21 protein-coding genes and 1 tRNA gene are annotated in these 19558 nt (G+C 69.7%); 14 read left to right on the top strand and 8 right to left on the bottom strand.

Annotated features, from left to right (window positions below):
• Window positions 1-16: 16 nt before the first annotated feature.
• Both ET989_RS01855 and ET989_RS01850 read right to left on the bottom strand, forming a co-directional pair.
• Complete coding sequence (locus ET989_RS01855) at window positions 17-1024, bottom strand: ABC transporter substrate-binding protein (protein ID WP_131166833.1); 1008 nt, start codon at window positions 1022-1024, stop codon at window positions 17-19.
• Window positions 1025-1082: 58 nt separating this feature from the next.
• Entirely contained in the window at window positions 1083-1469 is a 387-nt protein-coding gene (locus ET989_RS01850; protein ID WP_131166832.1) for a hypothetical protein, read from the bottom strand.
• 52 nt (window positions 1470-1521) lie between these two features.
• Between ET989_RS01850 and msrA the strand changes: the two genes are divergently transcribed.
• On the top strand, window positions 1522-2145 hold the full coding sequence (gene msrA, locus ET989_RS01845; protein WP_206662188.1) for a peptide-methionine (S)-S-oxide reductase MsrA: 624 nt from the start codon (window positions 1522-1524) through the stop codon (window positions 2143-2145).
• A 60-nt stretch (window positions 2146-2205) separates the two neighbouring features.
• Here the strand turns inward: msrA and ET989_RS01840 are convergent, their stop codons facing one another.
• Both ET989_RS01840 and ET989_RS01835 read right to left on the bottom strand, forming a co-directional pair.
• Window positions 2206-2763 (bottom strand): hypothetical protein, encoded by a 558-nt coding sequence (locus tag ET989_RS01840; RefSeq protein ID WP_131166831.1) that lies wholly within the window; start codon window positions 2761-2763, stop codon window positions 2206-2208.
• Window positions 2764-2765: 2 nt separating this feature from the next.
• The gene (locus ET989_RS01835) at window positions 2766-3179 is read right to left on the bottom strand and encodes a helix-turn-helix domain-containing protein (protein WP_131166830.1); all 414 of its coding nucleotides are present in this window, start codon (window positions 3177-3179) and stop codon (window positions 2766-2768) included.
• Window positions 3180-3334: 155 nt separating this feature from the next.
• Between ET989_RS01835 and ET989_RS01830 the strand changes: the two genes are divergently transcribed.
• From ET989_RS01830 to ET989_RS01810, 5 genes are all read left to right on the top strand, one after another.
• Window positions 3335-5119: an alpha-amylase family glycosyl hydrolase gene (locus tag ET989_RS01830; protein WP_131166829.1), complete on the top strand. Its 1785-nt coding sequence runs from the start codon at window positions 3335-3337 to the stop codon at window positions 5117-5119.
• Window positions 5120-5173: 54 nt separating this feature from the next.
• Window positions 5174-6475: a DUF1015 domain-containing protein gene (locus tag ET989_RS01825; RefSeq protein WP_131166828.1), complete on the top strand. Its 1302-nt coding sequence runs from the start codon at window positions 5174-5176 to the stop codon at window positions 6473-6475.
• 140 nt (window positions 6476-6615) lie between these two features.
• Entirely contained in the window at window positions 6616-7473 is an 858-nt protein-coding gene (locus ET989_RS01820) for a D-hexose-6-phosphate mutarotase (protein WP_131166827.1), read from the top strand.
• A gap of 40 nt (window positions 7474-7513) precedes the next feature.
• Window positions 7514-8269, top strand: coding sequence for a hypothetical protein (locus ET989_RS01815; protein WP_131166826.1), 756 nt, complete (start codon window positions 7514-7516; stop codon window positions 8267-8269).
• On the top strand, window positions 8266-8532 hold the full coding sequence (locus ET989_RS01810) for a hypothetical protein (protein ID WP_131166825.1): 267 nt from the start codon (window positions 8266-8268) through the stop codon (window positions 8530-8532). The genes ET989_RS01815 and ET989_RS01810 overlap by 4 nt, the downstream gene beginning before the upstream one ends.
• A gap of 245 nt (window positions 8533-8777) precedes the next feature.
• On the opposite strand, the gene lepB is transcribed toward ET989_RS01810, so the two are convergent.
• Complete coding sequence (gene lepB / locus ET989_RS01805) at window positions 8778-9500, bottom strand: signal peptidase I (RefSeq protein ID WP_206662176.1); 723 nt, start codon at window positions 9498-9500, stop codon at window positions 8778-8780.
• 174 nt (window positions 9501-9674) lie between these two features.
• On the opposite strand from lepB, the gene ET989_RS01800 reads away from it, so the two are divergent.
• The 5 genes from ET989_RS01800 to ET989_RS01780 all read left to right on the top strand — a co-directional run bounded on the left by ET989_RS01800 (window position 9675) and on the right by ET989_RS01780 (window position 13944).
• On the top strand, window positions 9675-11180 hold the full coding sequence (locus tag ET989_RS01800) for an acetyl-CoA hydrolase/transferase family protein (RefSeq protein ID WP_131166824.1): 1506 nt from the start codon (window positions 9675-9677) through the stop codon (window positions 11178-11180).
• A 160-nt stretch (window positions 11181-11340) separates the two neighbouring features.
• Window positions 11341-11913, top strand: a complete 573-nt coding sequence (locus ET989_RS01795) for a hypothetical protein (RefSeq protein WP_131166823.1) — start codon at window positions 11341-11343, stop codon at window positions 11911-11913.
• A gap of 10 nt (window positions 11914-11923) precedes the next feature.
• Window positions 11924-12472: a type II toxin-antitoxin system PemK/MazF family toxin gene (locus ET989_RS01790; RefSeq protein ID WP_131166822.1), complete on the top strand. Its 549-nt coding sequence runs from the start codon at window positions 11924-11926 to the stop codon at window positions 12470-12472.
• A gap of 61 nt (window positions 12473-12533) precedes the next feature.
• Window positions 12534-13103: a TIGR03086 family metal-binding protein gene (locus ET989_RS01785; RefSeq protein WP_206662175.1), complete on the top strand. Its 570-nt coding sequence runs from the start codon at window positions 12534-12536 to the stop codon at window positions 13101-13103.
• 43 nt (window positions 13104-13146) lie between these two features.
• Entirely contained in the window at window positions 13147-13944 is a 798-nt protein-coding gene (locus ET989_RS01780) for a MerR family transcriptional regulator (protein WP_131166820.1), read from the top strand.
• Window positions 13945-13946: 2 nt separating this feature from the next.
• On the opposite strand, the gene ET989_RS01775 is transcribed toward ET989_RS01780, so the two are convergent.
• Window positions 13947-15653: a DNA integrity scanning protein DisA nucleotide-binding domain protein gene (locus tag ET989_RS01775; protein ID WP_131166930.1), complete on the bottom strand. Its 1707-nt coding sequence runs from the start codon at window positions 15651-15653 to the stop codon at window positions 13947-13949.
• A 358-nt stretch (window positions 15654-16011) separates the two neighbouring features.
• Here ET989_RS01775 and ET989_RS01765 point away from each other — a divergent pair, with 358 nt between their 5' ends.
• Both ET989_RS01765 and ET989_RS01760 read left to right on the top strand, forming a co-directional pair.
• Window positions 16012-16632 (top strand): arginase family protein, encoded by a 621-nt coding sequence (locus ET989_RS01765; protein ID WP_131166819.1) that lies wholly within the window; start codon window positions 16012-16014, stop codon window positions 16630-16632.
• Window positions 16629-17849, top strand: coding sequence for a Fic family protein (locus ET989_RS01760; protein WP_131166818.1), 1221 nt, complete (start codon window positions 16629-16631; stop codon window positions 17847-17849). Before ET989_RS01765 ends, ET989_RS01760 begins: the two co-directional genes overlap by 4 nt.
• Window positions 17850-18273: 424 nt before the next feature.
• On the opposite strand, the gene ET989_RS14760 is transcribed toward ET989_RS01760, so the two are convergent.
• Window positions 18274-18441 carry a hypothetical protein gene (locus ET989_RS14760; RefSeq protein ID WP_165489979.1) on the bottom strand — a complete coding sequence of 56 codons (168 nt, stop codon included), beginning with the start codon at window positions 18439-18441 and terminating at the stop codon, window positions 18274-18276.
• Between the two features lie 266 nt (window positions 18442-18707).
• Window positions 18708-18781, bottom strand: a tRNA-Gly gene (locus ET989_RS01755).
• 138 nt (window positions 18782-18919) lie between these two features.
• On the opposite strand from ET989_RS01755, the gene ET989_RS01750 reads away from it, so the two are divergent.
• Window positions 18920-19543 (top strand): DUF1707 SHOCT-like domain-containing protein, encoded by a 624-nt coding sequence (locus ET989_RS01750; RefSeq protein ID WP_131166817.1) that lies wholly within the window; start codon window positions 18920-18922, stop codon window positions 19541-19543.
• The last annotated feature ends 15 nt before the right edge of the window (window positions 19544-19558 follow it).

Genomic DNA, 19558 nt, shown 5'->3' with positions numbered 1-19558 from the left:
CGCGGTCGCGGTCCGGTCAGCCGATGGTGTGCTCGGCCCGGTCGAGCACGGCCTGCGGCAGGGTCACGCCCATCCGCTGCGCAGCACCCGGGTTGACGGACAGCTCCAGGTCCTTGGCGCGTTCGACGGGGATGTCGCCCGCCTTGCCGCCCGACGTGAGCATCGCGGCGGCCATGGTTCCGGTCTGGACGCCCTGTGCGCGGTAGTCGACCGCATACGCGGCGAGCGCGCCACGGGCCACCGAGTCAGGGTCGGACACCACCAGCGGGATCTGGCGAGCCTCGGCCACCTGGACGACGGACTCGATCGCGGACACGAAGGTGTTGTCGGTGCCGATGAAGAAGGCGTCCACGTCGGCCAGCGACTCGGCGGCCTGGGCGACCTCGGACGAGTTCGACACCGTGGCCTCCTGCACCGAGAGACCGAGGGCAGGGGCGGCCTCCTTCACCAAATCGGCATGGATGTGGCTGTTCGTCTCCGCCGAGCTGTACAGGAGCCCGATCGTCTTCGCCTCGGGCAGGATCTCCTTGATCAGCGCCAGCTGGTCGGCCACCGGCGGGAAGTCGGACGTGCCTGTCACGTTGCCACCGGGATCCTCGAGCGAGAGAACCAGTTGCGCGCCGACGGGGTCGGTCACGCCGGCGAAGAAGATCGGCGTGTCGGGCAGCGCCTGGATCATGGCTTGGGCGGTCGGGGTCGCGATCGCCACCACGAGGTCCTTGGTGGCGTACGAGGAGGCGATGGCGGTCAGCGTCGTCTGGTCGCCGGCGGCGTTGCGCTCCTCGTAGACCACGTCGGAGCCCTCGACGTACCCGGCGGCGGCCATGCCCTCCTTGAACCCGTCACGCAGGTCGTTGAGCGAGGGGTGGTTGACGATCTGCGCGATCCCCACCTTGAGCGCGCCGTCGGACGCCGTCGCCGCCGGCGTCGCCGGCGTCGCGGAGGGGGTTCCCGAGCACGCGGCAAGCCCCAACGAGCCTGCGGCCAGGAGGGCGACCAGGGAACGGCGGGTGAACGAAGGCATGGCAGCATTCTCCCCCGCCGAACCGACGGGCCCGGCCCCGTCTCACCCGATCAGGGGCTCAGCGGTCGCGTTCCTTGGACTTCTTGTCGCGGCCGGCCAGCACCACGGCGAACGCCGGGGAGGCCTTCGCCCGGGCCTCCAGCACCTCGGCGAGCGCCTTCCAGACGCCGGCCTGCTGGTCGGCGAACTCAGTCCCGCGGGCCCACACGAGCACCGTCTGGGGTGCGGTCCCGGCGAGGGCGGACGCCAGCCCGTCGACCGAGGCGACGTCCCCCAGCCCCAGCGCGCGCCCGAGTTCGACCAACACGATGCGGCGCGCGTCGTTGCCCAGGTCCTCGGGCAGCTGCAGCACCTTCGGCGTCCACCCGCCCAAGCGCCAGTCCCCGGAGACGGAGGCGGCGTCGGTCTCGGTCGTGTAGAAGCCCGGTGCGAAGGCGGCAGTCATGGCGTCCAGCGTAGTGCGAGCTAGGGTTGAGGGCATGTTCGGTAGTTGGGGGATGATGCAGCCACGGATGGTCGACCCGAGGCTGGCACTGGCCGGCCGCGAGGCGTCGATCCTTCCCGGAGGCGCGGTGCACGACATCTTCGGGATCAATGTGCTCGACACACCCGAGGGCTCAGAGGTCGCGTACCTCGCGCTGGGGTGTTTCTGGGGCGCCGAGAAGCTGTACTGGACGACGCCCGGCGTGACGAACACGGCTGTCGGCTACATGGGCGGCACCACTCTCAACCCGACCTACGAGGAGACCTGCTCGGGGCGAACCGGGCACACCGAAACGGTGCGCGTCACCTTCGACCCGACGAAGGTCTCCTACGAGCAGCTGCTGCGCATCTTCTTCGAGAACCACGACCCGACGCAGGGCATGCGCCAGGGCAACGACGTGGGCACCCAGTACCGCTCGGCCATCTTCGCCGCGACCCCCGAGCAAGCCGCTACCGCGGCGTCCGTGCTGGAGCAGTACGGCGAGGCCTTCGACAAGGCGGGCTTCGGGTCCGTCACCACGGAGCTGGTGACCGAGCCGACGCCCTTCTACCCGGCCGAGCCGGGCCACCAGCAGTATCTGTTCAAGGTGCCGCACGGCTACTGCCCCATCCACGCCACCGGCGTGACCTGCCGCTGAGCCCACGGACGCGGACGGGCCCCCGACCTGGAGGTCGGGGGCCCGTTCGTTCTCTGCGGGTCAGCCGCGGAACTCGTCCTTGGACTCGCCCGGGTAGGCGTCGGTCACGACGTCCTGGGCGTCCTCGGGCGCGACCGCGTCGGCGGCCTCCGCGTCGGCGGCGGCGTCGTCCTTGAGGTCGAACGCCTCGGGGCTGTCCTTGCGGGCGTCCTTGGCGGCGTCACGGGCGGCCGCGACCTGGCCCTGGAAGTCGGCCACGGAATGGCGACCGCGCTCGGCCATGTCGTGGAAGGCCTTGGTGGCCTCGTCCAGGAAGCCCTTGAACTGGTCGGGCATGGTGTCGACGAACTGGCGGAAGTTCGGGTCGACGCCCTCAGGGGTCTGCTCGGCGATCTGCTTGCGCTGCTGCTCGTAGAAGACCTTGGCCTTCTCGGCCAGGACGTTCGCGAGGCCGGCGGCCGCGTAGGCGGTCTCGGTGGCGAACTTGATGACGGCGTCGCCCAGCTGCTCGGGCGTGAACTTCTCGCCGGCGGTGAGGTGGACCTTGTCGGCCTCGACCTCGAACTCCTCGACGAACTCGCCCTCGGGCTTGGTCTGCTCGTTGTACTGATCGGACATGTTCACTCCTCGGTGGTCGCCGGTTGGCCCGGCATGGGTTGGGGTGCGAAATCGGCCCCCCCGGGCTGGACGAACGCCAGGTACACGGAGATGAGGGCCTGCTTCTGGGCGGCGGTCAGGGCCGGGTCGGTCTGGACGGCGCGCTGCACCGACGTCGGACGGGGCTCGTCCGGGTCGATGATTCCGGCGCGGACGTACAGGGACTCAGCAGACACCGACAGGGCGGTGGCGATCTGGTTCAGCACCTCCGCGGACGGCTTGCGCAGCCCACGTTCGATCTGGCTCACGTAAGGGTTGGAGATGCCCGCCCTCTCGGCGAGCTGCCGCAGCGACATCTCTGCCGCACGACGCTGGGCCGCGATGAAGTCGCCGAGTGGCAGCCGCTCATGCTGCTCGATGACCTCGTTGCGTTCCATGCCCACCAGTCTGCTAGCTGAAGTTAGCGCCGACAACCCCCGAGCCCCCGGATCCCGACCCTGACCTGCCCCGGACAACGCGATCAGAGTGCGAGCAGGCTTGCAAGCAGTTGGCAGGCCGCTACGCTGGCGCCGGACCAAGCGAAGGAGAACCGATGAGCGCACCGACCGAGCCGATCCAGGGCATGGGGGCCCTCCCGACCGAGGGCGGAACCGCCTTCCGGGTGTGGGCCCCGCACGCGGACGCGGTGACGGTCCTCGGTGACTTCAACGAGTGGCGCGACGACGTCTCACCGCTACAGTCCGAGGGCAACGGCTACTGGTACGGCTTCGTCGCGGGCGCCGAGCCGGGGCACGAGTACAAGTACCAGATCACCAACGGCGAGAACTCACTCTCCCGCGTCGACCCCTACGCCATGCAGGTGACCAACTCGGTCGGCAACGGCGTCATCTACGACCACGCCGCCTTCGACTGGGAGGGCGACTCGGCCAACTGCCCGCCCCACCACGAACTGGTCATCTACGAGATGCACATCGGCTCGTTCGGCGGTCAGGACTCCGAGGGTTCGGTCGGCCACCTCGACGACGCCATCGCGAAGCTGGACCACCTCGTCGACCTCGGCGTCAACGCGATCGAGGTCATGCCGATGGCCGAGTTCGCCGGCGACATGAGCTGGGGCTACAACCCCGCCCACGTGTTCGCGGTCGAGAGCGCCTACGGCGGCCCGGACGCCTACAAGCAGTTCGTCAAGGAGTGCCACCGTCGCGGGCTGGCCGTCATCCAGGACGTCGTCTACAACCACTTCGGCCCCTCCGACCTCGACCTGTGGCAGTTCGACGGGTGGAGTGAGAACGGCAAGGGCGGCATCTACTTCTACAACGACGACCGTTCGGAGACCCCGTGGGGCGACACCCGCCCGGATTACGGCCGCGAGGAGGTGCGCCGCTTCATCCGCGACAACGCGCTGATGTGGCTGCGCGACTACCACGTGGACGGCCTGCGCCTGGACATGGTGCCCCACATGTACTCCCACCAGGGCAACTACCTCGACGAGGGCTGGTCGCTCATGCGGTGGATCACCGACTCGGTGCGCGACGAGTTCCCCGGCCGCATCACGATCGCCGAGGATCTGCACAAGAACCCGCTCATCACCGAGGAGAACCAGGACGGCGCCGGCTTCCACGCCCAGTGGGACGCCGCGTTCGTGCACCCCGTCCGGGCCGAGCTGATCACCCCCGACGACAACAGCCGCTCGATCGGGACTCTCGCCGAGGCCATCGCCCACCACTATGGCGACCCCCTGGAGCGCGTGATCTACACCGAGTCCCACGACGAGGTGGCCAACGGGCAGGCCCGCGTCCCGGAGGAGATCGAGGCGGACAACGCCACGGGCTGGCCCGCCCAGAAGCGCTCCACGATCGGGGCCGCACTGGTGATGACGTCGCCGGGCATCCCGATGATCTTCCAGGGGCAGGAGTTCCTCGAGGGCGGCTGGTTCCGCGACGACGTCCCGCTGGACTGGAAGCGCAATGAGGACTTCTCCGGCATCGCCCGCCTCTACAGCGACCTGATCGACCTCCGCCTCAACCGGGGTGGCGTGACCCGCGGCCTGACGGGGCGCGGCCTGACCGTGCACCACGTGAACGAGGACGACAACCTGCTGGTGTTCCACCGCTGGCTCGACCACGGCCCCGGCGACGACGTCGTCGTGGTGGTCAACCTGTCGGCCGAACCCGTCGAGTACCGCCGCATCGGGCTGCCCTCGGGAGGGCTGTGGAAGCTGCGCTTCAACTCGGACGCCACCCTCTACAGCTCCTTGTTCGGCAACTACGAGTCGTTCGAACTCGAGGCCTACGAGGAGGACGCCGACGGCATGCAGTGGCACGGCAACGTGTCGGTCGGCCCCTACTCCGTGCTGGTCTTCAGCCAGGACGCCTGAGCAGGCTGCGGACCGGGCCACCCCGCCCGCCTGCGGGGTGGCAGACTGGCCGGCATGTCCGTCCAGACCGCTGCCTGCGTGCGCGTCCCACGCGTGCTGCTGCCCACCGCGTCCGTCGACGTGCACCGCTGGGCCGTCATCGCGTGTGACCAGTACACCTCCCAGCCCGAGTACTGGGCCCAGGTGGAGGAGCTCGTCGGCGACGCCCCCTCCACGCTGCGGCTGGTCCTGCCCGAGCTGCACCTCGGTGCCCCGGACGTGGCGCAGCGCGTCCACGCCTGCAAGGCGGCCATGCACGACTACCTCGGCCGTGGGTTGCTCGAGCCGTACGAGGCGATCGTGTACGTGGAACGCACGCACAGCGGCGGCGTCCAGCGGGGCCTGGTCGTCGAGGTGGACCTCGAAGCGTACGACTACTCCTCGACGGCCGTGTCGCCGATCCGCTCCACCGAGGGGACGGTGCTCGACCGACTGCCCCCGCGCATGGCCGTGCGCCGCGACGCCCCCCTCGAGCTGCCGCACATCATGGTGCTCTACGACGACCCCGAGGGGGCCGTGCTGGCGCCGGTGCTGGCTGCGCGCGAGTCCTTGGCGACGGCGTACGACACCGACCTCATGCTCGGCTCTGGCCACGTGACCGGACGCCTCGTCGCCGACCCGGGCCTGCAGGCGTCCGTGTTCGCCGCCCTGGACGGGCTCGTCGCGACGGAGGCCTACCAGGCCCGCTACGGGCTGTCGTCGGATCACCCGATGCAGTTCGCGATGGGCGACGGCAACCACTCGCTGGCCACGGCGAAGGCCATCTGGAACGAGCACAAGGCCGCGGGCGCGGCGTCCGACCACCCCGCGCGCTGGGCGTTGGTCGAGCTGGTCAACCTTCACGACGACTCGCTGTCGTTCGAGCCGATCCACCGGGTCGTGTTCGACGGGGCGGACGCCGCCGACGACCTGGTCGCGGCCCTGGGTGCGTCGGAGCGCCCCGTCGGCTCGCTGCAGGAGGCGCTGGATGCCGTGACCGCCGGCCACGCGCAGCGGTTCGCCGTGGCACGGGCGTCCGGTGTGAGCGTGGTGGAGGTGCCCTCCCCCACGCACCAGCTCGCGGTCGGGACACTCCAGTCGTTCCTGGACACGTGGCTGGCCGAGCACGCCGAAGCCGAGATCGACTACGTCCACGGCGAGGACGTGGCCGCCGGCCTGGGCTCGCGTCCGGGGAACGTGGCGTTCCTCCTGCCCGGCATCGGCAAGGACGCGTTCTTCCGTTCGATCGCCGTCGACGGTCCCCTGCCGCGCAAGACATTCTCCATGGGTCACGCCCAGGACAAGCGGTTCTACCTGGAGGCCCGCGCCATCCGCTGATCGCCCTCACCGAGCCCCGACGACCACGACCCGGACGACTTCGTCCGGGTCGTGACCTTTCTCCCGTCCGGGGTCGTATACGACAGTGAGTCGGACTAGGCTCGGTTCACCAGAGCACCACCAACGAGGAGGTCTTTCCAATGGAGCATGAGATCACCGAAAACCCACTTCGGGGCGTCGAGGCCACGATCGGGTCCGGGCACTACGGCGTGTTCGACCAGGGCGCGCACGTGTGGTCCTGGCAGCCCGACGGCGCGGCCCCCGTGCTGTGGATGAGCGCCAAGTCCTGGTTCGCCGACGGGCAGCCCATCCGCGGTGGCGTCCCGATCTGCTTCCCGTGGTTCGGCAACGGACGCGCGGGTGACCAGGAGCCCGGCCACGGCTTCGCCCGCCTGCACACCTGGCACCTCAGCGACATCAAGGACACCCTCGATCGCGACGGCCGCCTGCTGGTCGAGTACACCCTGGACAACGCCATGACCGGGCAGCAGCCCGACTGGCCGTACCGGTACGAGGCGCGCTTCGTCGCGAAGTTCACCCCCGAGTACCTGGGCATGACCCTCGAGGTCACCAACACCGGCCAGAGCCATGTGCCGCTCGACGGCGCGCTGCACACCTACCTGGCGGTGGGCGACGTCCGCAAGGTGTCGGTGTCCGGCCTCGACGGCGCCGAGTACTACGACAAGGTGACCGGCCAGACCGAGACCCAGTCCGGCGACGTGACGATCACGGGCGAGACCGATCGCGTGTACCGCTCCACCGGCGAGGTCGTCCTCGACGACCCGGTGCTCGGCCGCAAGCTGGTCATCGCCAAGTCGGGTTCGGCCAACACGGTCATCTGGAACCCGTGGGTCGACAAGTCCGCCGCCGCGCCGGACTTCGGCGACGACGAGTGGCAGGGCATGATCTGCATCGAGGCCGCGAACGCGCTGGCGGACCAGCTCACCCTGCGTCCCGGCGAGACGCACACGCTCAAGCAGCGCATCACCCTCGCCTGACGAAGTCGTCCACGCCCGCCATCCCGCTAGGGTGGCGGGCGTGACCTCTTTGGACCTCCACGGGCTGGGCGTGCGCGTCCACGTCACCGTGAGCGGGTCTCGGGTCGACGAGCTGACGGACGCCCTCCGCACGGCCTGGTCGCGGTGCCTCGTGCCGCGGGGCAGCGAGATCGATGCGCCTCCCTTGACAGTGTCGCTGGAGGCGGACGAGGACCTGGCCCCTCGCCTCCAGCGGTTGACCCAGGACGTCACCCAGACGGCCATCCAGGCCCAGCGCGGGCGCCTGTTCATGTTCCACGCAGGGGCGGTGACGGACCCTCGTACGGGTGCGGCGCTGGCCTACGTGGCGCCGGGCGGCACGGGCAAGACCACGCTGTCGGGCGTGCTGGGTCGCACGCACGGCTACGTGACCGACGAGACGGTCGGGTTCAACCTGGACGGCCGGATCATGCCCTACGAGAAGCCCCTGTCGATCCGCCCGCCGGACTTCACCGGGGTGAAGATCGAGACGTCACCGGACGAGCTGGGCCTGGCGCGCGTGCACCCCGATGCGCGCTTGCGGAGGTTCGTGCTGATCCGGCGCGACGAGTCGCTGACGACACCCACGGTGGAGCCGCTGGGGGTGTTGGACGCCATCGTCCAGCTCACGAGCGAGAGCTCGTCGCTCAGCTCCCTCGGGACGCCGCTGCACAGCCTGGCCGCGTTCCTGGACGCCCGTCCGCCCACCCTGCTGGTGACGTACGCCGAGGCCGAGAGCGCCCGTGACGTGCTGATCGAGGCGCTGGAGGAAACATGACGGTCCACGCCGTACCCGTCGTCGACCGCCTCGAGCGGGACGGCCGCACCCTGCTGCTGCTGGAACGCCGAGTCGTGGAGCTCAGCCCGCTCGGGCTGGCCGCCTACGACGCGGTGTCCGAACCCCTGACGGTGCCGGAACTCACCGAGGTGTTGGTGGGACTGTTCGGTTCCCCGCCCGAGGGGGACGCGAGCGAGGGCGTCCAGCGGCTGGTGGACGAGCTGGTGAGCCTCGGTCTGCTGACCGCCGAGGGCTTGGGTTAGAAGCGCCGAGGGCTTGCCTTCAGGCCGCCGAGGGCTTGCCTTCAGACCGCCGAGGGCTTGCCTTCAGACCGCCGAGGGCTTGCCTTCAGACCGCCGAGGGCTTGCCTTCAGACCGCCGAGGGCTTGAGTTCTGTAGGGAAATCCGCACGCAGATCAGCGAACCGGAGCACTCGACGCATCGAACCGGAGCCCTCGGCGCATCGAACCGGAGCCCTCGGCGGTCTGGACCCAAGCCCTCGGCGGGATCAGCCGACCGGGCCGGGCGGCCAGGCCTTCGCAATCACCTTGCCGGTGATGCGGGCGCCCGGGACGAGGCGGGCGCACCCAACGGCGTCCCTCGCCCCGCGACACCCCGAGACCGAATCGGCCGAGTTCGAGCGGTGGTCGCCCAGGACGAGGTAACTCCCCTCGGGCACCGTGATGGGCGGGAAGCAGCGCGCGGACCGCGGCGTGCTCGCGCAGTCGAGGCCTCCTGCGATGAAGGGCAGGTCGCGGTGGATGTACGGCTCGTCGATCGACTGCCCGTTCACCACGAGTCGGCCCTGCGCGTCGCAGCATTCGACGGTGTCCCCCGGTATGCCGAGCACGCGCTTGACGGTGTAAGTCCGGTTGGAGATGCCGATGCCGGTGACGTCGCCGAAGATGCGGACGGCCGCGATCACAGGGTTGGGGTCGGGGGTGCGGACCGGGTCCTCCCAGGACGCACCGTGCCCGAAGATCACGATGTCGCCGCGCTGGGGCCCCGAGTTCAGGTAGGGCAGGTTGGACGACAGCACGCGGTCACGGACGCCGAGGGTCTCCTGCATCGAACCCGAGGCGACGTTGTGGACCCGGACGACGAACGTCTGCACCAGGGACACGATGGCCAGGGCGACGACGACGTTGCCGAGGACGACCAGCCACAGGGGCGTCGGCTTGCGTGCGGGCAGCGTCGTGCCAGTCGGCACGGCCTCCTGCTCACCACTCACGACTACCCCTTTCACCGTCAGTCTAGGGCGCCGCCCAGCGCGTCCGGGCCACACAGACCCGGCCGGGCCGAGCCGGCGGCGTCCGGCCGCTCACGGGCGGCAATGCGGGTGAGCACGCGAGGCGGGAGTTTGGCTAAGGTGTCGCCCAAGAACGTCATTTCAGGGAGGAAATGGATGTCCCGCATCGCTTCTGACACGTACCGCTCCAAGGTGATGTCGGCCGAGGAGGCCGCCAAGCTGATCAAGAACGGCGACCGGGTCGGGTTCTCCGGCTTCACCGGTTCCGGCTACCCGAAGGTCTTGCCCGAGGCGCTGGCCGCCGAGATCAAGGCCGCCCACGACAGGGGTGATGAGTTCCAGATCGCGTCCTACACCGGCGCGTCCACCGCGCCCGAGCACGACGGTGCCCTCGCCGCGGTCGACGGCATCTCCATGCGCATGCCGTACCAGTCCGACCCCGTGATGCGGAACAAGATCAACGCCGGCACGTCCGAGTACTACGACGTGCACCTCTCCCACTCCGGCCCGCAGGTTCGCCAGGGCTTCTGGGGCGACCTGGACGTCGCCGTCGTCGAGGTCGCGGCCATCAACGCCGACGGCACCGCGATCCCCTCCTCCTCGGTCGGCAACAACAACGTGTACCTCGAGACCGCCAAGAAGATCATCCTCGAGGTGAACGCGTGGCAGTCCATCGATCTGGAGGGCATGCACGACATCTACTCGATGAAGCTGCCGGGCGAGAACGTCGCCATCCCGATCAACGCCGCCGGCGACCGCATCGGCTCGAAGTACTACGACATCGACTGGAGCCGCGTCGCCGCGGTCATCGAGACGGACGCCGAGGATCGCAACTCGCCGTTCAAGCCGCTCGACCAGGAGTCGAAGACCATCGCGGAAAACCTGCTCGACTTCCTCGGCAACGAGGTGAAGCAGGGCCGCATGCCCAAGAACCTGCTCCCGATGCAGTCCGGCGTGGGCAACATCGCCAACGCGGTGCTCGTGGGCCTCAACGAGGGTCCGTTCGAGCAGCTGACCTCCTACACCGAGGTCATCCAGGACGGCATGGTCGACATGATCGACTCCGGCAAGCTGCTGGTCGCCTCCGCCACCGCCTTCTCGCTGTCGCCCGAGGCTGCGGCGAGGATGAACGACAACGCCAAGAAGTACCGCGAGCACATCGTGCTGCGCCCGCAGGAGGTTTCGAACAACCCCGAGGTCATCCGTCGACTCGGCGTCGTCTCCTGCAACGGCATGATCGAGGCCGACATCTACGGCAACGTGAACTCGACCCACATCATGGGCTCCCGCATGCAGAACGGCATCGGCGGCTCGGGCGACTTCACCCGCAACGCCTACATCTCGTGCTTCGTGTCCCCGTCGCTGGCCAAGAACGGTGACATCTCCGCGATCGTGCCGATGGTGTCGCACCACGACCACACCGAGCACGACGTGCAGGTCATCATCACAGAGCAGGGTCTGGCCGACCTGCGTGGCCTGTCGCCGAAGCAGCGCGCCAAGGTCATCATCGAGAACTGCGCCCACCCGGACTACCGCGAGGCTCTCCTCGAGTACGTCGCCCGCGCCGCCAAGGTCGCCAACGGGGCGCACACCCCGCACGACCTGGCCACCTCGCACGAGTGGCACCGCCGCTTCCTCGAGACGGGCTCGATGAAGGGCTGACCTTCTCCTGCACCAGCGGGGCCCCGGCTTCCAGCCGGCGCCCCGTTCGCGTGCGCGCCCCCAGCCGCCGAGAGCCCCGTGTTTGTCTGCCGACAGCCCCTGCTGGGGGCCTTGGGCGGTCGGAACAGGGGCTCTCCGCGCAGCGTCTAGGCTGGGCGCCGTGTCCAGCGCTTCCGAGAACACCGCGCAGCCGAGCATCGGCACGGCTGCACGGACGGTCGACACCTCCGTCGACCAGAACACCGGCGAACCCAGGCGTCCGGCCGTGGTGTGGGCGTCCGCCGCCGCGTTCTTCACCGGCATCGCGTTCGTCGTCGCGGGCTTGTTGTGGGCCTTCTGGCGCAGCGTCCGTGAGTTCGGTGACGCCGCATGGCTGAACGGCGTCGTCGCCACCGAGCCGGGCAGCCTGCTGCGCGTCCTCATGGTCACCGCGCTGTTCGTCGTCACCCTCCTCATCGGGGCGGGCGCGATCATCGCCGGCCACTACGGCTGGCGCGGGTTCGGCTGGGCGCGCAGGGCCGGCCTCATCGCCACGGCCGTCTCCCTGCTGGCCCTGCTCATCAACTGGGTGGCCTGGATCGGCATCCCCCTCATCGCGCTCGGCGCCGCCCTGCTGTGGACGCCCGCCGCCCGCTCCTTCGCCGAGCGCTGGCACCTCCGCCGCCACCCCGCGGCCCCCGCCGTGGTCCGGCCGGACGAGGTCCACTACGGCCCCCTGCCCCGCTATCGCTAGGCTCCCCCGAATGGACAACCGCCTCCTCTCCGCCCTCGGCCGCATCGCCCGGGACCTCCTGCGCACCGGCCTGCGCGAGGCCACCCGCCGTCCACGCCAGGAGCAGCAACAGCCGCGGCAGCGGCAGCGCAGCGAGCCCGCGGCGTCCGGCCGTCAGAGCTACCCCGGCGACTTCCGGGGCATGCCGCAGGTGGACTACGCGCCGGTGCGCGGCAACCGCCCCGACCCCGGCGAGGTCGTGTGGACGTGGGTGCCCTACGAGGAGGACCACTCCCGCGGCAAGGACCGCCCCGTCGTGCTCGTCGGGCGCGACGGCCCGTGGCTGCTCGGCCTGCAGATGACCAGCAAGGACCACGACTTCGACGAGCAGCAGGAGGCCCGCGCGGGCCGCTTCTGGGTCGACATCGGCGCCGGCGCGTGGGACAACCGCGGCCGCGAGTCGGAGGTGCGGGTGAACCGCGTCATCCGCGTCGACCCGGACGCCGTGCGCCGCGTCTCGGTCTCGCTGCCGCGGGACCGCTTCGACCAGGTCGTCGCCGGGATGCGCCGGTACCTGTGAAGCAACCGCGGATCCACCGCGTCCGGCGCATTCTGTCGGACGCCGCGGCTAGCGTTTGACCATGAGCAACCAGTTCGCCGAGGCCCACCGCTCGGCTTCCGCCACGTTCACCGACCGCATCAAGGGCGTCGCCGATTGGGACGCCCCCGCCCCCGTCGCCGGGTGGAAGGCCCGCTCGGTCGTCGAGCACCTGCTGGAGTGGTTCCCGGGCATGCTCGCCGCGGGCTCCGACGTCGCGCTGCCCGACGGCCCCGACCCGAAGGTCGACCTGCTCGCCGCGTGGGAGCACCAGCGCGATGCCGTCCAAGCGGTGCTGGAGGACCCGGCCACCCAGACCAAGACCTTCTCCAACCCGATGACCGGCGACATGCCACTGGCGGTGATGATCCAGAACTTCTACACCGCCGACGTGTTCATGCACACGTGGGACCTGGCCCGCGCCACGGGGCAGGACGACCGCCTCGACGAGGCCGTCGCCACCGAGATGCTCGCCGGCATGGAGCCGATCGAGCCCATGCTGAGGGCGTCCGGCCAGTTCGGTTCCGAGCGCGGCCCGCTGCGCGCGGACGCGGACGCCACCGACCGGCTCATGTCGTTCATCGGACGCGACCCGTACTGGTCGGCCTCGTAGCGGGGCTTGAACCTGACACGGTGTCAGGCGGTGGAGTGCAGACATGTTGAGTATCGGAGAGTTCGCCCGTCTGGTCGGGGTGTCGGTGCGCATGCTGCGGCACTACGACCGGCTGGGCCTGCTCGAGCCGGCTCGCGTCGACGAGTACACGGGTTACCGCTCGTACTCCACCGCCCAGCTCGACCGAGCCAACCGCCTGGTCGCGCTGAAGGACCTCGGCTTCTCCCTCGACCAGGTCGGCCACCTGCTGGCCGACGGGGCGTCCGAGGGTGAGGTCCTGGCGCTGTTGCGGCAGCGCTCCGACGAGCTGACCCACCAGCTCCGGGCCGACGCACGCCGTCTCGCGCAGGTCCAGGCGCGTATCCGCCTGATTGCGAAGGAGATCCCCATGTCCACGTACCACGAGACCGCCCTGCCCGCCCTGACCCTGGCCGCCCGATCGGTGCGCATCACCGACATGACGTCGTTCGAGACCGAGATGGGCCCGCTGTTCGACTCCGTCGGGTCGGCGCTGACGGCGTCCGGCGTCCACCCGGTCGGCCCCGGCGTCGCCCTCTACGCCCCCGACAGGGACGCCATGATCGCCTCCGCCGCCGAGCCGATCGGGGACGCCCCCACCCCCGCCGGCCTGGAGGAAGTGACGGTGGAGGCCGTCGATCGGGCGCTGACCACGCAGTACGTGGCGCCCGACCTGGAGGGCATCCAAGCCGCGTGGCAGGGCCTCGTCAGCGAGGTGGAGCGCCGGGGGCTCACGGCCCAGGGCACCTGCCGCGAGGTGTACCTGTCCACGCCGTTCGACGGCGAGGGCTGGGTGGTCGACCTCCAGCAACCGATCGGCTGACCTCAGCCCTCGGACGCGCCCGTCCGGCGGTCGACGAAGTAGCTGTCGTCCATCGCCGGGTCGGGCGCAACGGGGACGAACTGGCGGCGCAGGTGCTCGGCCGCCCACTCGCGGCCCTGAACGGCGTCGCGGGCGGCGTTGACCTGGTCGCACTGCTCCTGGTTGAGGTAGAACTCGATCGCCACCACGGCCCGGTTGGCGCGGTCGAACGCCTCGAGCTCCTCGCCCTCGGCGGAGCGCGCGACGAGCCGGTCGACGGCCCGCTGCACGGTCTCGCGCCGCATCCGGCGCTTGAGCTTGGGCAGCAGGTCGATCTTGCCGTCCTCGCTGACGATGATGACCATGGCGCCCCGCCCGGCGCCGGCCAGGTAACGGATCGCCGAGTTGTAGCGCGCACCGCGCCCGGAGTCGCCGGTGCCGGTGGCCACGCCGTCGAGGATGACGCCGACGGCGTGGACGCGGCCGTCCGGGCTGACGAGCACGGCGCCGTCGATCGACGTTGCAGCGGTCAGGACACGCCCGGTGAGGCGCGCCGGCGTGATCGCGTGCACCTGCGGCAGCAGGCGGTCGGACTCGGCGGCGGCGTCCGGGTGGACGACCAGCATCGTGCCGTGCGACTGGCGCGCGCAGGCGACGGCCATCTCCCACAGCTGGCGCGCGTTACGTGCGGACGCCTCGGGAAAGACGAGGTCGACCGTGTGCGAGAACTCGTCCTCGTCGAGGCGCTCGCGGGGCAGCTGCGGCAGGCCGTTGTCCATGCGCAGCAGCGGCGTGGACTGGTGCCACAGCTCCCACGACCCGTTGCCGCTGATCGTGGCGGTGAACACGTACTCGGAGTCGGCGTTGTAGGTGTCGGCGAGCGTGCCGAGCCCGAACACCTCGCGCCCGTCGCAGAGGAGGTGCAGGTCGGCGTCCGACATCTCGAGCACCTTGCGGAACGACCGCGCCAGCGCCACGGGCACCGGGTGCTCGAGGGCGACCTCGACGGTCAGGTCGGGGTGCCCCTGCTGGGCCAGCAGGACCGACCCCGTGCCCGCGCGTCCCTCGTACGGCTGGGCGGACACGGCGTCGAGTGCGTGCCGGACGCCGTGGGCGAGGTCCTGGCCGGCCCGCTGGACGAGGGTGGAGACGAACACGTCCGCGGCCGAGCGGAGGACGGCGTCCGGGTCGACGTGCAGGCGGACGCCCGGGACGCGACGATCCAGCTCGCGGCTGGCCGCGTCGAGGACGGCGGTGACGGCGGCCTCGGGGAAGCTGCGGGGCGAAGAGTCGCCGGCGGGCGTGCGGCGGAGGCGGGCGAGGTCGTTCCACGGGTCGGCGTGGATGGCCAGCACGGGAACGATGAACCACTCCCCGATCGGGACGCCGATGCCCGCGAAGTGCTGGCGCCCGACGGTGCGCGCGGCCTCGCCTAGCTTCTCGGCCAGCACCTCGCGGCGGACGTACGACTCGGCCGCGGCGAGGGCGTTCTCGTCGTCGCCGGCCTCACGGCGCGCCTTGGAGCGGGCGAAGCGCTGCTGCGCGCGGTCGAGCGCGTCGGCGAGGATGTCGCGGTCGAAGTGCCCACGGGCCGGTTCGACGGTGACCTGTCCGTTGTCGCGGAACCCGATCAGGTAGGCGCGGGGGTCGACGTTGGCGCCGGCGCGGTCGAGCACCTCGTTGGCCAACTGCTCCAGGGACCACCTGAAGCCCGCTTGGTGCTCCCACATCTCCGCCACGGTGCGAATGTTGTCAGCCGGGGACCGTTTCCGCTATTCACGCTGCTCGGCGGCCAGTCCCACTGCCCTTCGCCGCGGCGAAGCGGGAGGCACGACCAGTGCCCCGGCGTTCTGCGCCGACAGCCCCTGCGTTCTGCGCCGACAGCCCCGGCGTTCTGCGCCGACAGCCCCGGCATTCTGCGCCGACAGCCCTGGCGTTCTGCACCGAAAGCCCCCGCTGCGGGCTGTCGGCGGACGCAACCGGGGCTCTCGGCAGTGAAACCCGGGGCTCTCGGCGAAGAGGGGTCAGGCGTAGAAGCGGTTAGGGAACGTCGCCACGACGGCCGGGCGCTCCTGACCCTCGATCTCAATGGTGCCGTCGGCGACCAGGTGGCTGCTCGACCACGGGGCCGACCGCGTCGCCTACGTCGACCTCGACGCCAATCACACAGACGCCGTCGAGCGCGTCTTCTGGGACGACCCGCGTGTCCTCACCATCTCCCTGCACGAATCGGGGCTGCACCTCTTCCCCCACACCGGCTTCCCGCGCGAGGTGGGCGGGGCGGACGCCCGGGGCACGGCCGTCAACGTGTGTGGCCCTCCTGCCCCGCACGGCCGACCGCGTGTGGCTGCACTCCTTCGCCGCGATCGTCCCGCCGCTCATCGAGGCGTTCCGACCCTAGGTGATCGTCGCCCAGCACGGCGCCGACCCCCACCGCTCCGCCCCCTCGCCGACCTGTCGTTGTCCGTGGACGCCATGGCCCTGGCCCAACGCCTCGTCATCGACATCGCCGACCGGTTCGCCGACGGCCGCTGGATCGGCGTGGGCGGCGGCTACCACCGGGATGACACAGCGTGCGTGCCGAAGGGGGGCAGAACCCCGCGAAGTGTCGTGACGGCCACGATGACGACACATCTAGTCTGGGAGTGTCCCAAATGGAACATTCTCGCGTCGCTTCATTCCTCTTGGCCGCGTAGAGTGACATTGTGAGACTTGATCTGTTCGCCAACAGCGCCGTAAGGCAACTTGTTCCGATCGCCGGCGTCGACCCCGCGCGCGGCAAGTGGACACATGCTGCGTTCGTTCCCGATCCGCTGCCCGGGGAGTCCCCTGAGCTGTCTGGGGCCACCTATCGGGCAGTCGCGGACGCACGCGCCTCGCTCGCGGCGCTCGATAGCACCGCTCGTTCGTTGCCGAACCCCCGGCTGTTCCGGCAGGCGACGCTTCGCGTGGAAGCCCAGTCAACGGCCGCCTTGGAGGGCACTTACGAGCCGCTCATGAAGGTGCTGGCCGCCGATGACGACGCGGAGAAGGACCCGTCCTTGCGCGAAGTTCTCAACTACCTGGTCGTCGCCGAAGCCGCCTTCGGATGGTCTCAGGAACGCCGAGCGCTCACGGTGTCAATGCTGGGCCAATTGCAGGAGCGTCTGATGGAGGGCACCCGGCACCGCAGCTCGCAGACGGGCCGTGTTCGTGACGTCCAGGTGGTCATCGGCCGCAGGCAGGACGCCGACCTGACCGAGCCGCCGATCAAGGCGGCCCAGTTCGTCCCCGCTCCCCCGGGTCCGGACCTGGCTGCGCGCCTCAGCGACCTCCTGATCTGGATGTCTGGCGACCACCGTGGCCGCTTCGACCCGGTGGTTGCCGCTGCGTTGGCCCACTACCAGTTCGAGGCGCTGCATCCGTTCCATGATGGCAACGGACGCTTGGGGCGCCTCCTCATCGTCGTCCAGTTGCACCACTCTGGCGTCCTGTCGGAACCGACCTTGTCGGTCTCGCCCTGGTTCGAGGGCCACCGCGCCGACTATTTCGGATGCCTCATGGGCGTCTCCACGCACGGCGATTGGGATAGCTGGGTGGGCTTCTTCGCCCGGGGCCTGCAAGCCTCCGCCGACCAGACCCGGCACCGCATGGAACAGCTCGCCCGCGTCCAGGCCGACCTTACGCAGCAGGTCGCCGCCTCGACCTTGCGCGCAGGGTCGGCGCGACAACTTGTCGACTTCGCCGTCGGTCAGCCCACCTTCACCGTCAGGGAGGCCGCAGCTGCCCTCAACCTGTCCTACGGGCGGACAAACAAGCTTGTCGACTCACTCGTGGAACTCGGGGTCCTCGGTCATTGGGGCCCGACCGAGTACAACCGACGCTTCGCGGCACCCACCGTCATCGATGTTCTGCTCGGATCCGACCCCACCAGGCAATCAACCTGACGCTGGACCCTGGGAACGAACCGGAGAAGGAGGACGGCAGAACAGGGCACTGGCCCCTGATGAACTCATGGAGTCCTCCACCCCTCACCTTCTCATCGCGAATAGCATCTGGCCTTGTAGCCGGCAGATACGGGGAAATCCTGAGGGGTGCGCCGGGGCCTCACCATGCATGAATGCACCGCCGAGGTAATGACGGGGCAACCCGAGCGCCAGTCGCGGAGGCGCAGGATGCCGGAATTTCCCCTCGTGCGGTTCGTCGCGAAGTCGTAGGCGCAGCCCTGAGAGGCATCAGCCAAAGCCGATCGTGGCTTCGAACGCTGGGTGGAACTTCCCTGAGCGGATTCGTGGGGCGGATCGGACATGTGAACCGCCCAGAACCAGCTGGTCCCGGGACAACACGCACCTCCACTGAATCTGGGGCGGTTCAGATTGCCTGCCGCATCGAGTAGAGACGGAACGCCTTCGGCTTGGGCGTGCCATCGTCAGCAAAGTCGTCTGGATCGGCTGTTCCGAACAACTCCATCGTCTTCGGCTTCGGAGTGGCGGTGAACGCCAGGTAGGAAATGTTCTCCGTGGATTCGCGTTGCGTCATCGTGGCCGCGAACAAGGCCTCCGTGTCGAAGCTGTCCCCATCAGCCAGGTCCGCCTGCTCAGCCGGCGACAGTACACCTCCATGCTGCGCTGGTCCACCAGCATCGGACAGCGGACCGGGACCGCGCCATTGCGGAGGGCATGGACGCGCTCGCGGAGGCCCAATTGGGCACCGATTGGGCACGTAGAGGGCACGACGACGAGGGCGAGGGTGTGAGTCGTGGATCGGACCTGGCATGAACTGCACCGTGACAACCACTGTTCGTTTGGAGCGGGCGACGGGAATCGAACCCGCGTGTCCAGCTTGGGAAGCTGGCGCTCTACCATTGAGCTACGCCCGCGTGTTTCTCGCGCAACCCCGCCATCATAGCCATCCGGCACCCAACGTCGCACATCACCGCTCAGGGGTCACCCCGGTGTCTCCCCCGAAGCGGTTGGGCGCCATCGATTGGGCCGAACAACGGGGTTAGGTTGGCCCCATGAGCGACGCCTACCCCGAGCCCCACCGCTTCCCCGGCCACATGCGTGCTGCGGATTCCGACCGCGCCATCGTGACCGACCTGCTGTCGGCCGCCTACGCCGAGGGACGCCTCAGCCGCGACGAGCACGACGCCCGCCTTGCCCAGGCGATGGAGGCCAAGACCTTCGACGACCTCCGAGGGCTCACCGCCGACCTCATCCCCGGCTCCAACCCCGGACGTGCCGTCGGCGCCTTCTCTTCCGCCGGCGCCCCCACCGTGGACCGCTCGGGCGACACCAACGAGGCGGAGACCACGTTCGCGATCTTCGGCGGCATGGAGCGGGCCGGCTCGTGGCGCGCGCGCCGCAACATCTCCAACGTCACCCTGTTCGGTGGGTCGTCGTTCGACTTCCGCGACGCCACCTACGCCTCGGACGTCACCACGCTCAACGTCTTCTGCGCCTTCGGGGGCGTGGAAGTGATCGTTCCCGAGGGCGTGAACGTCCGCAACGAGACGGTCGCCATCTTCGGCGGCACGGACGTGAAGAACATCAACCCCGCACCCGGGGCGCCCACGATCGTGCTCAAGGGGTTCGTGATGTTCGGTGGCATCGACGCCAAGGGCAAGCAGCGCCGCCGCTGACAGGCGATCGACCTT

Origin of the sequence: Propioniciclava sinopodophylli (assembly GCF_004324755.1) — a bacterium.
GTDB classification, from domain to species: Bacteria; Actinomycetota; Actinomycetes; order Propionibacteriales; family Propionibacteriaceae; genus Propioniciclava; species Propioniciclava sinopodophylli.
This window is presented reverse-complemented; position numbering and strand designations above follow the sequence as displayed.

Coding starts and splice junctions, on each gene's coding strand:
- ET989_RS01840 (WP_131166831.1), bottom strand. CDS start 2,763: ATGTCCGATCAGTACAACGAGCAGACCAAGCCCGAGGGCGAGTTCGTC.
- ET989_RS01775 (WP_131166930.1), bottom strand. CDS start 15,653: ATGTGGGAGCACCAAGCGGGCTTCAGGTGGTCCCTGGAGCAGTTGGCC.
- ET989_RS01765 (WP_131166819.1), top strand. CDS start 16,012: ATGGTGCCGTCGGCGACCAGGTGGCTGCTCGACCACGGGGCCGACCGC.
- msrA (WP_206662188.1), top strand. CDS start 1,522: ATGATGCAGCCACGGATGGTCGACCCGAGGCTGGCACTGGCCGGCCGC.
- ET989_RS14760 (WP_165489979.1), bottom strand. CDS start 18,441: ATGACGCAACGCGAATCCACGGAGAACATTTCCTACCTGGCGTTCACC.
- ET989_RS01785 (WP_206662175.1), top strand. CDS start 12,534: ATGAGCAACCAGTTCGCCGAGGCCCACCGCTCGGCTTCCGCCACGTTC.
- ET989_RS01750 (WP_131166817.1), top strand. CDS start 18,920: ATGAGCGACGCCTACCCCGAGCCCCACCGCTTCCCCGGCCACATGCGT.
- ET989_RS01820 (WP_131166827.1), top strand. CDS start 6,616: ATGGAGCATGAGATCACCGAAAACCCACTTCGGGGCGTCGAGGCCACG.
- ET989_RS01850 (WP_131166832.1), bottom strand. CDS start 1,469: ATGACTGCCGCCTTCGCACCGGGCTTCTACACGACCGAGACCGACGCC.
- ET989_RS01800 (WP_131166824.1), top strand. CDS start 9,675: ATGTCCCGCATCGCTTCTGACACGTACCGCTCCAAGGTGATGTCGGCC.
- ET989_RS01825 (WP_131166828.1), top strand. CDS start 5,174: ATGTCCGTCCAGACCGCTGCCTGCGTGCGCGTCCCACGCGTGCTGCTG.
- ET989_RS01855 (WP_131166833.1), bottom strand. CDS start 1,024: ATGCCTTCGTTCACCCGCCGTTCCCTGGTCGCCCTCCTGGCCGCAGGC.
- ET989_RS01790 (WP_131166822.1), top strand. CDS start 11,924: ATGGACAACCGCCTCCTCTCCGCCCTCGGCCGCATCGCCCGGGACCTC.
- ET989_RS01830 (WP_131166829.1), top strand. CDS start 3,335: ATGAGCGCACCGACCGAGCCGATCCAGGGCATGGGGGCCCTCCCGACC.
- ET989_RS01780 (WP_131166820.1), top strand. CDS start 13,147: ATGTTGAGTATCGGAGAGTTCGCCCGTCTGGTCGGGGTGTCGGTGCGC.
- ET989_RS01810 (WP_131166825.1), top strand. CDS start 8,266: ATGACGGTCCACGCCGTACCCGTCGTCGACCGCCTCGAGCGGGACGGC.
- ET989_RS01835 (WP_131166830.1), bottom strand. CDS start 3,179: ATGGAACGCAACGAGGTCATCGAGCAGCATGAGCGGCTGCCACTCGGC.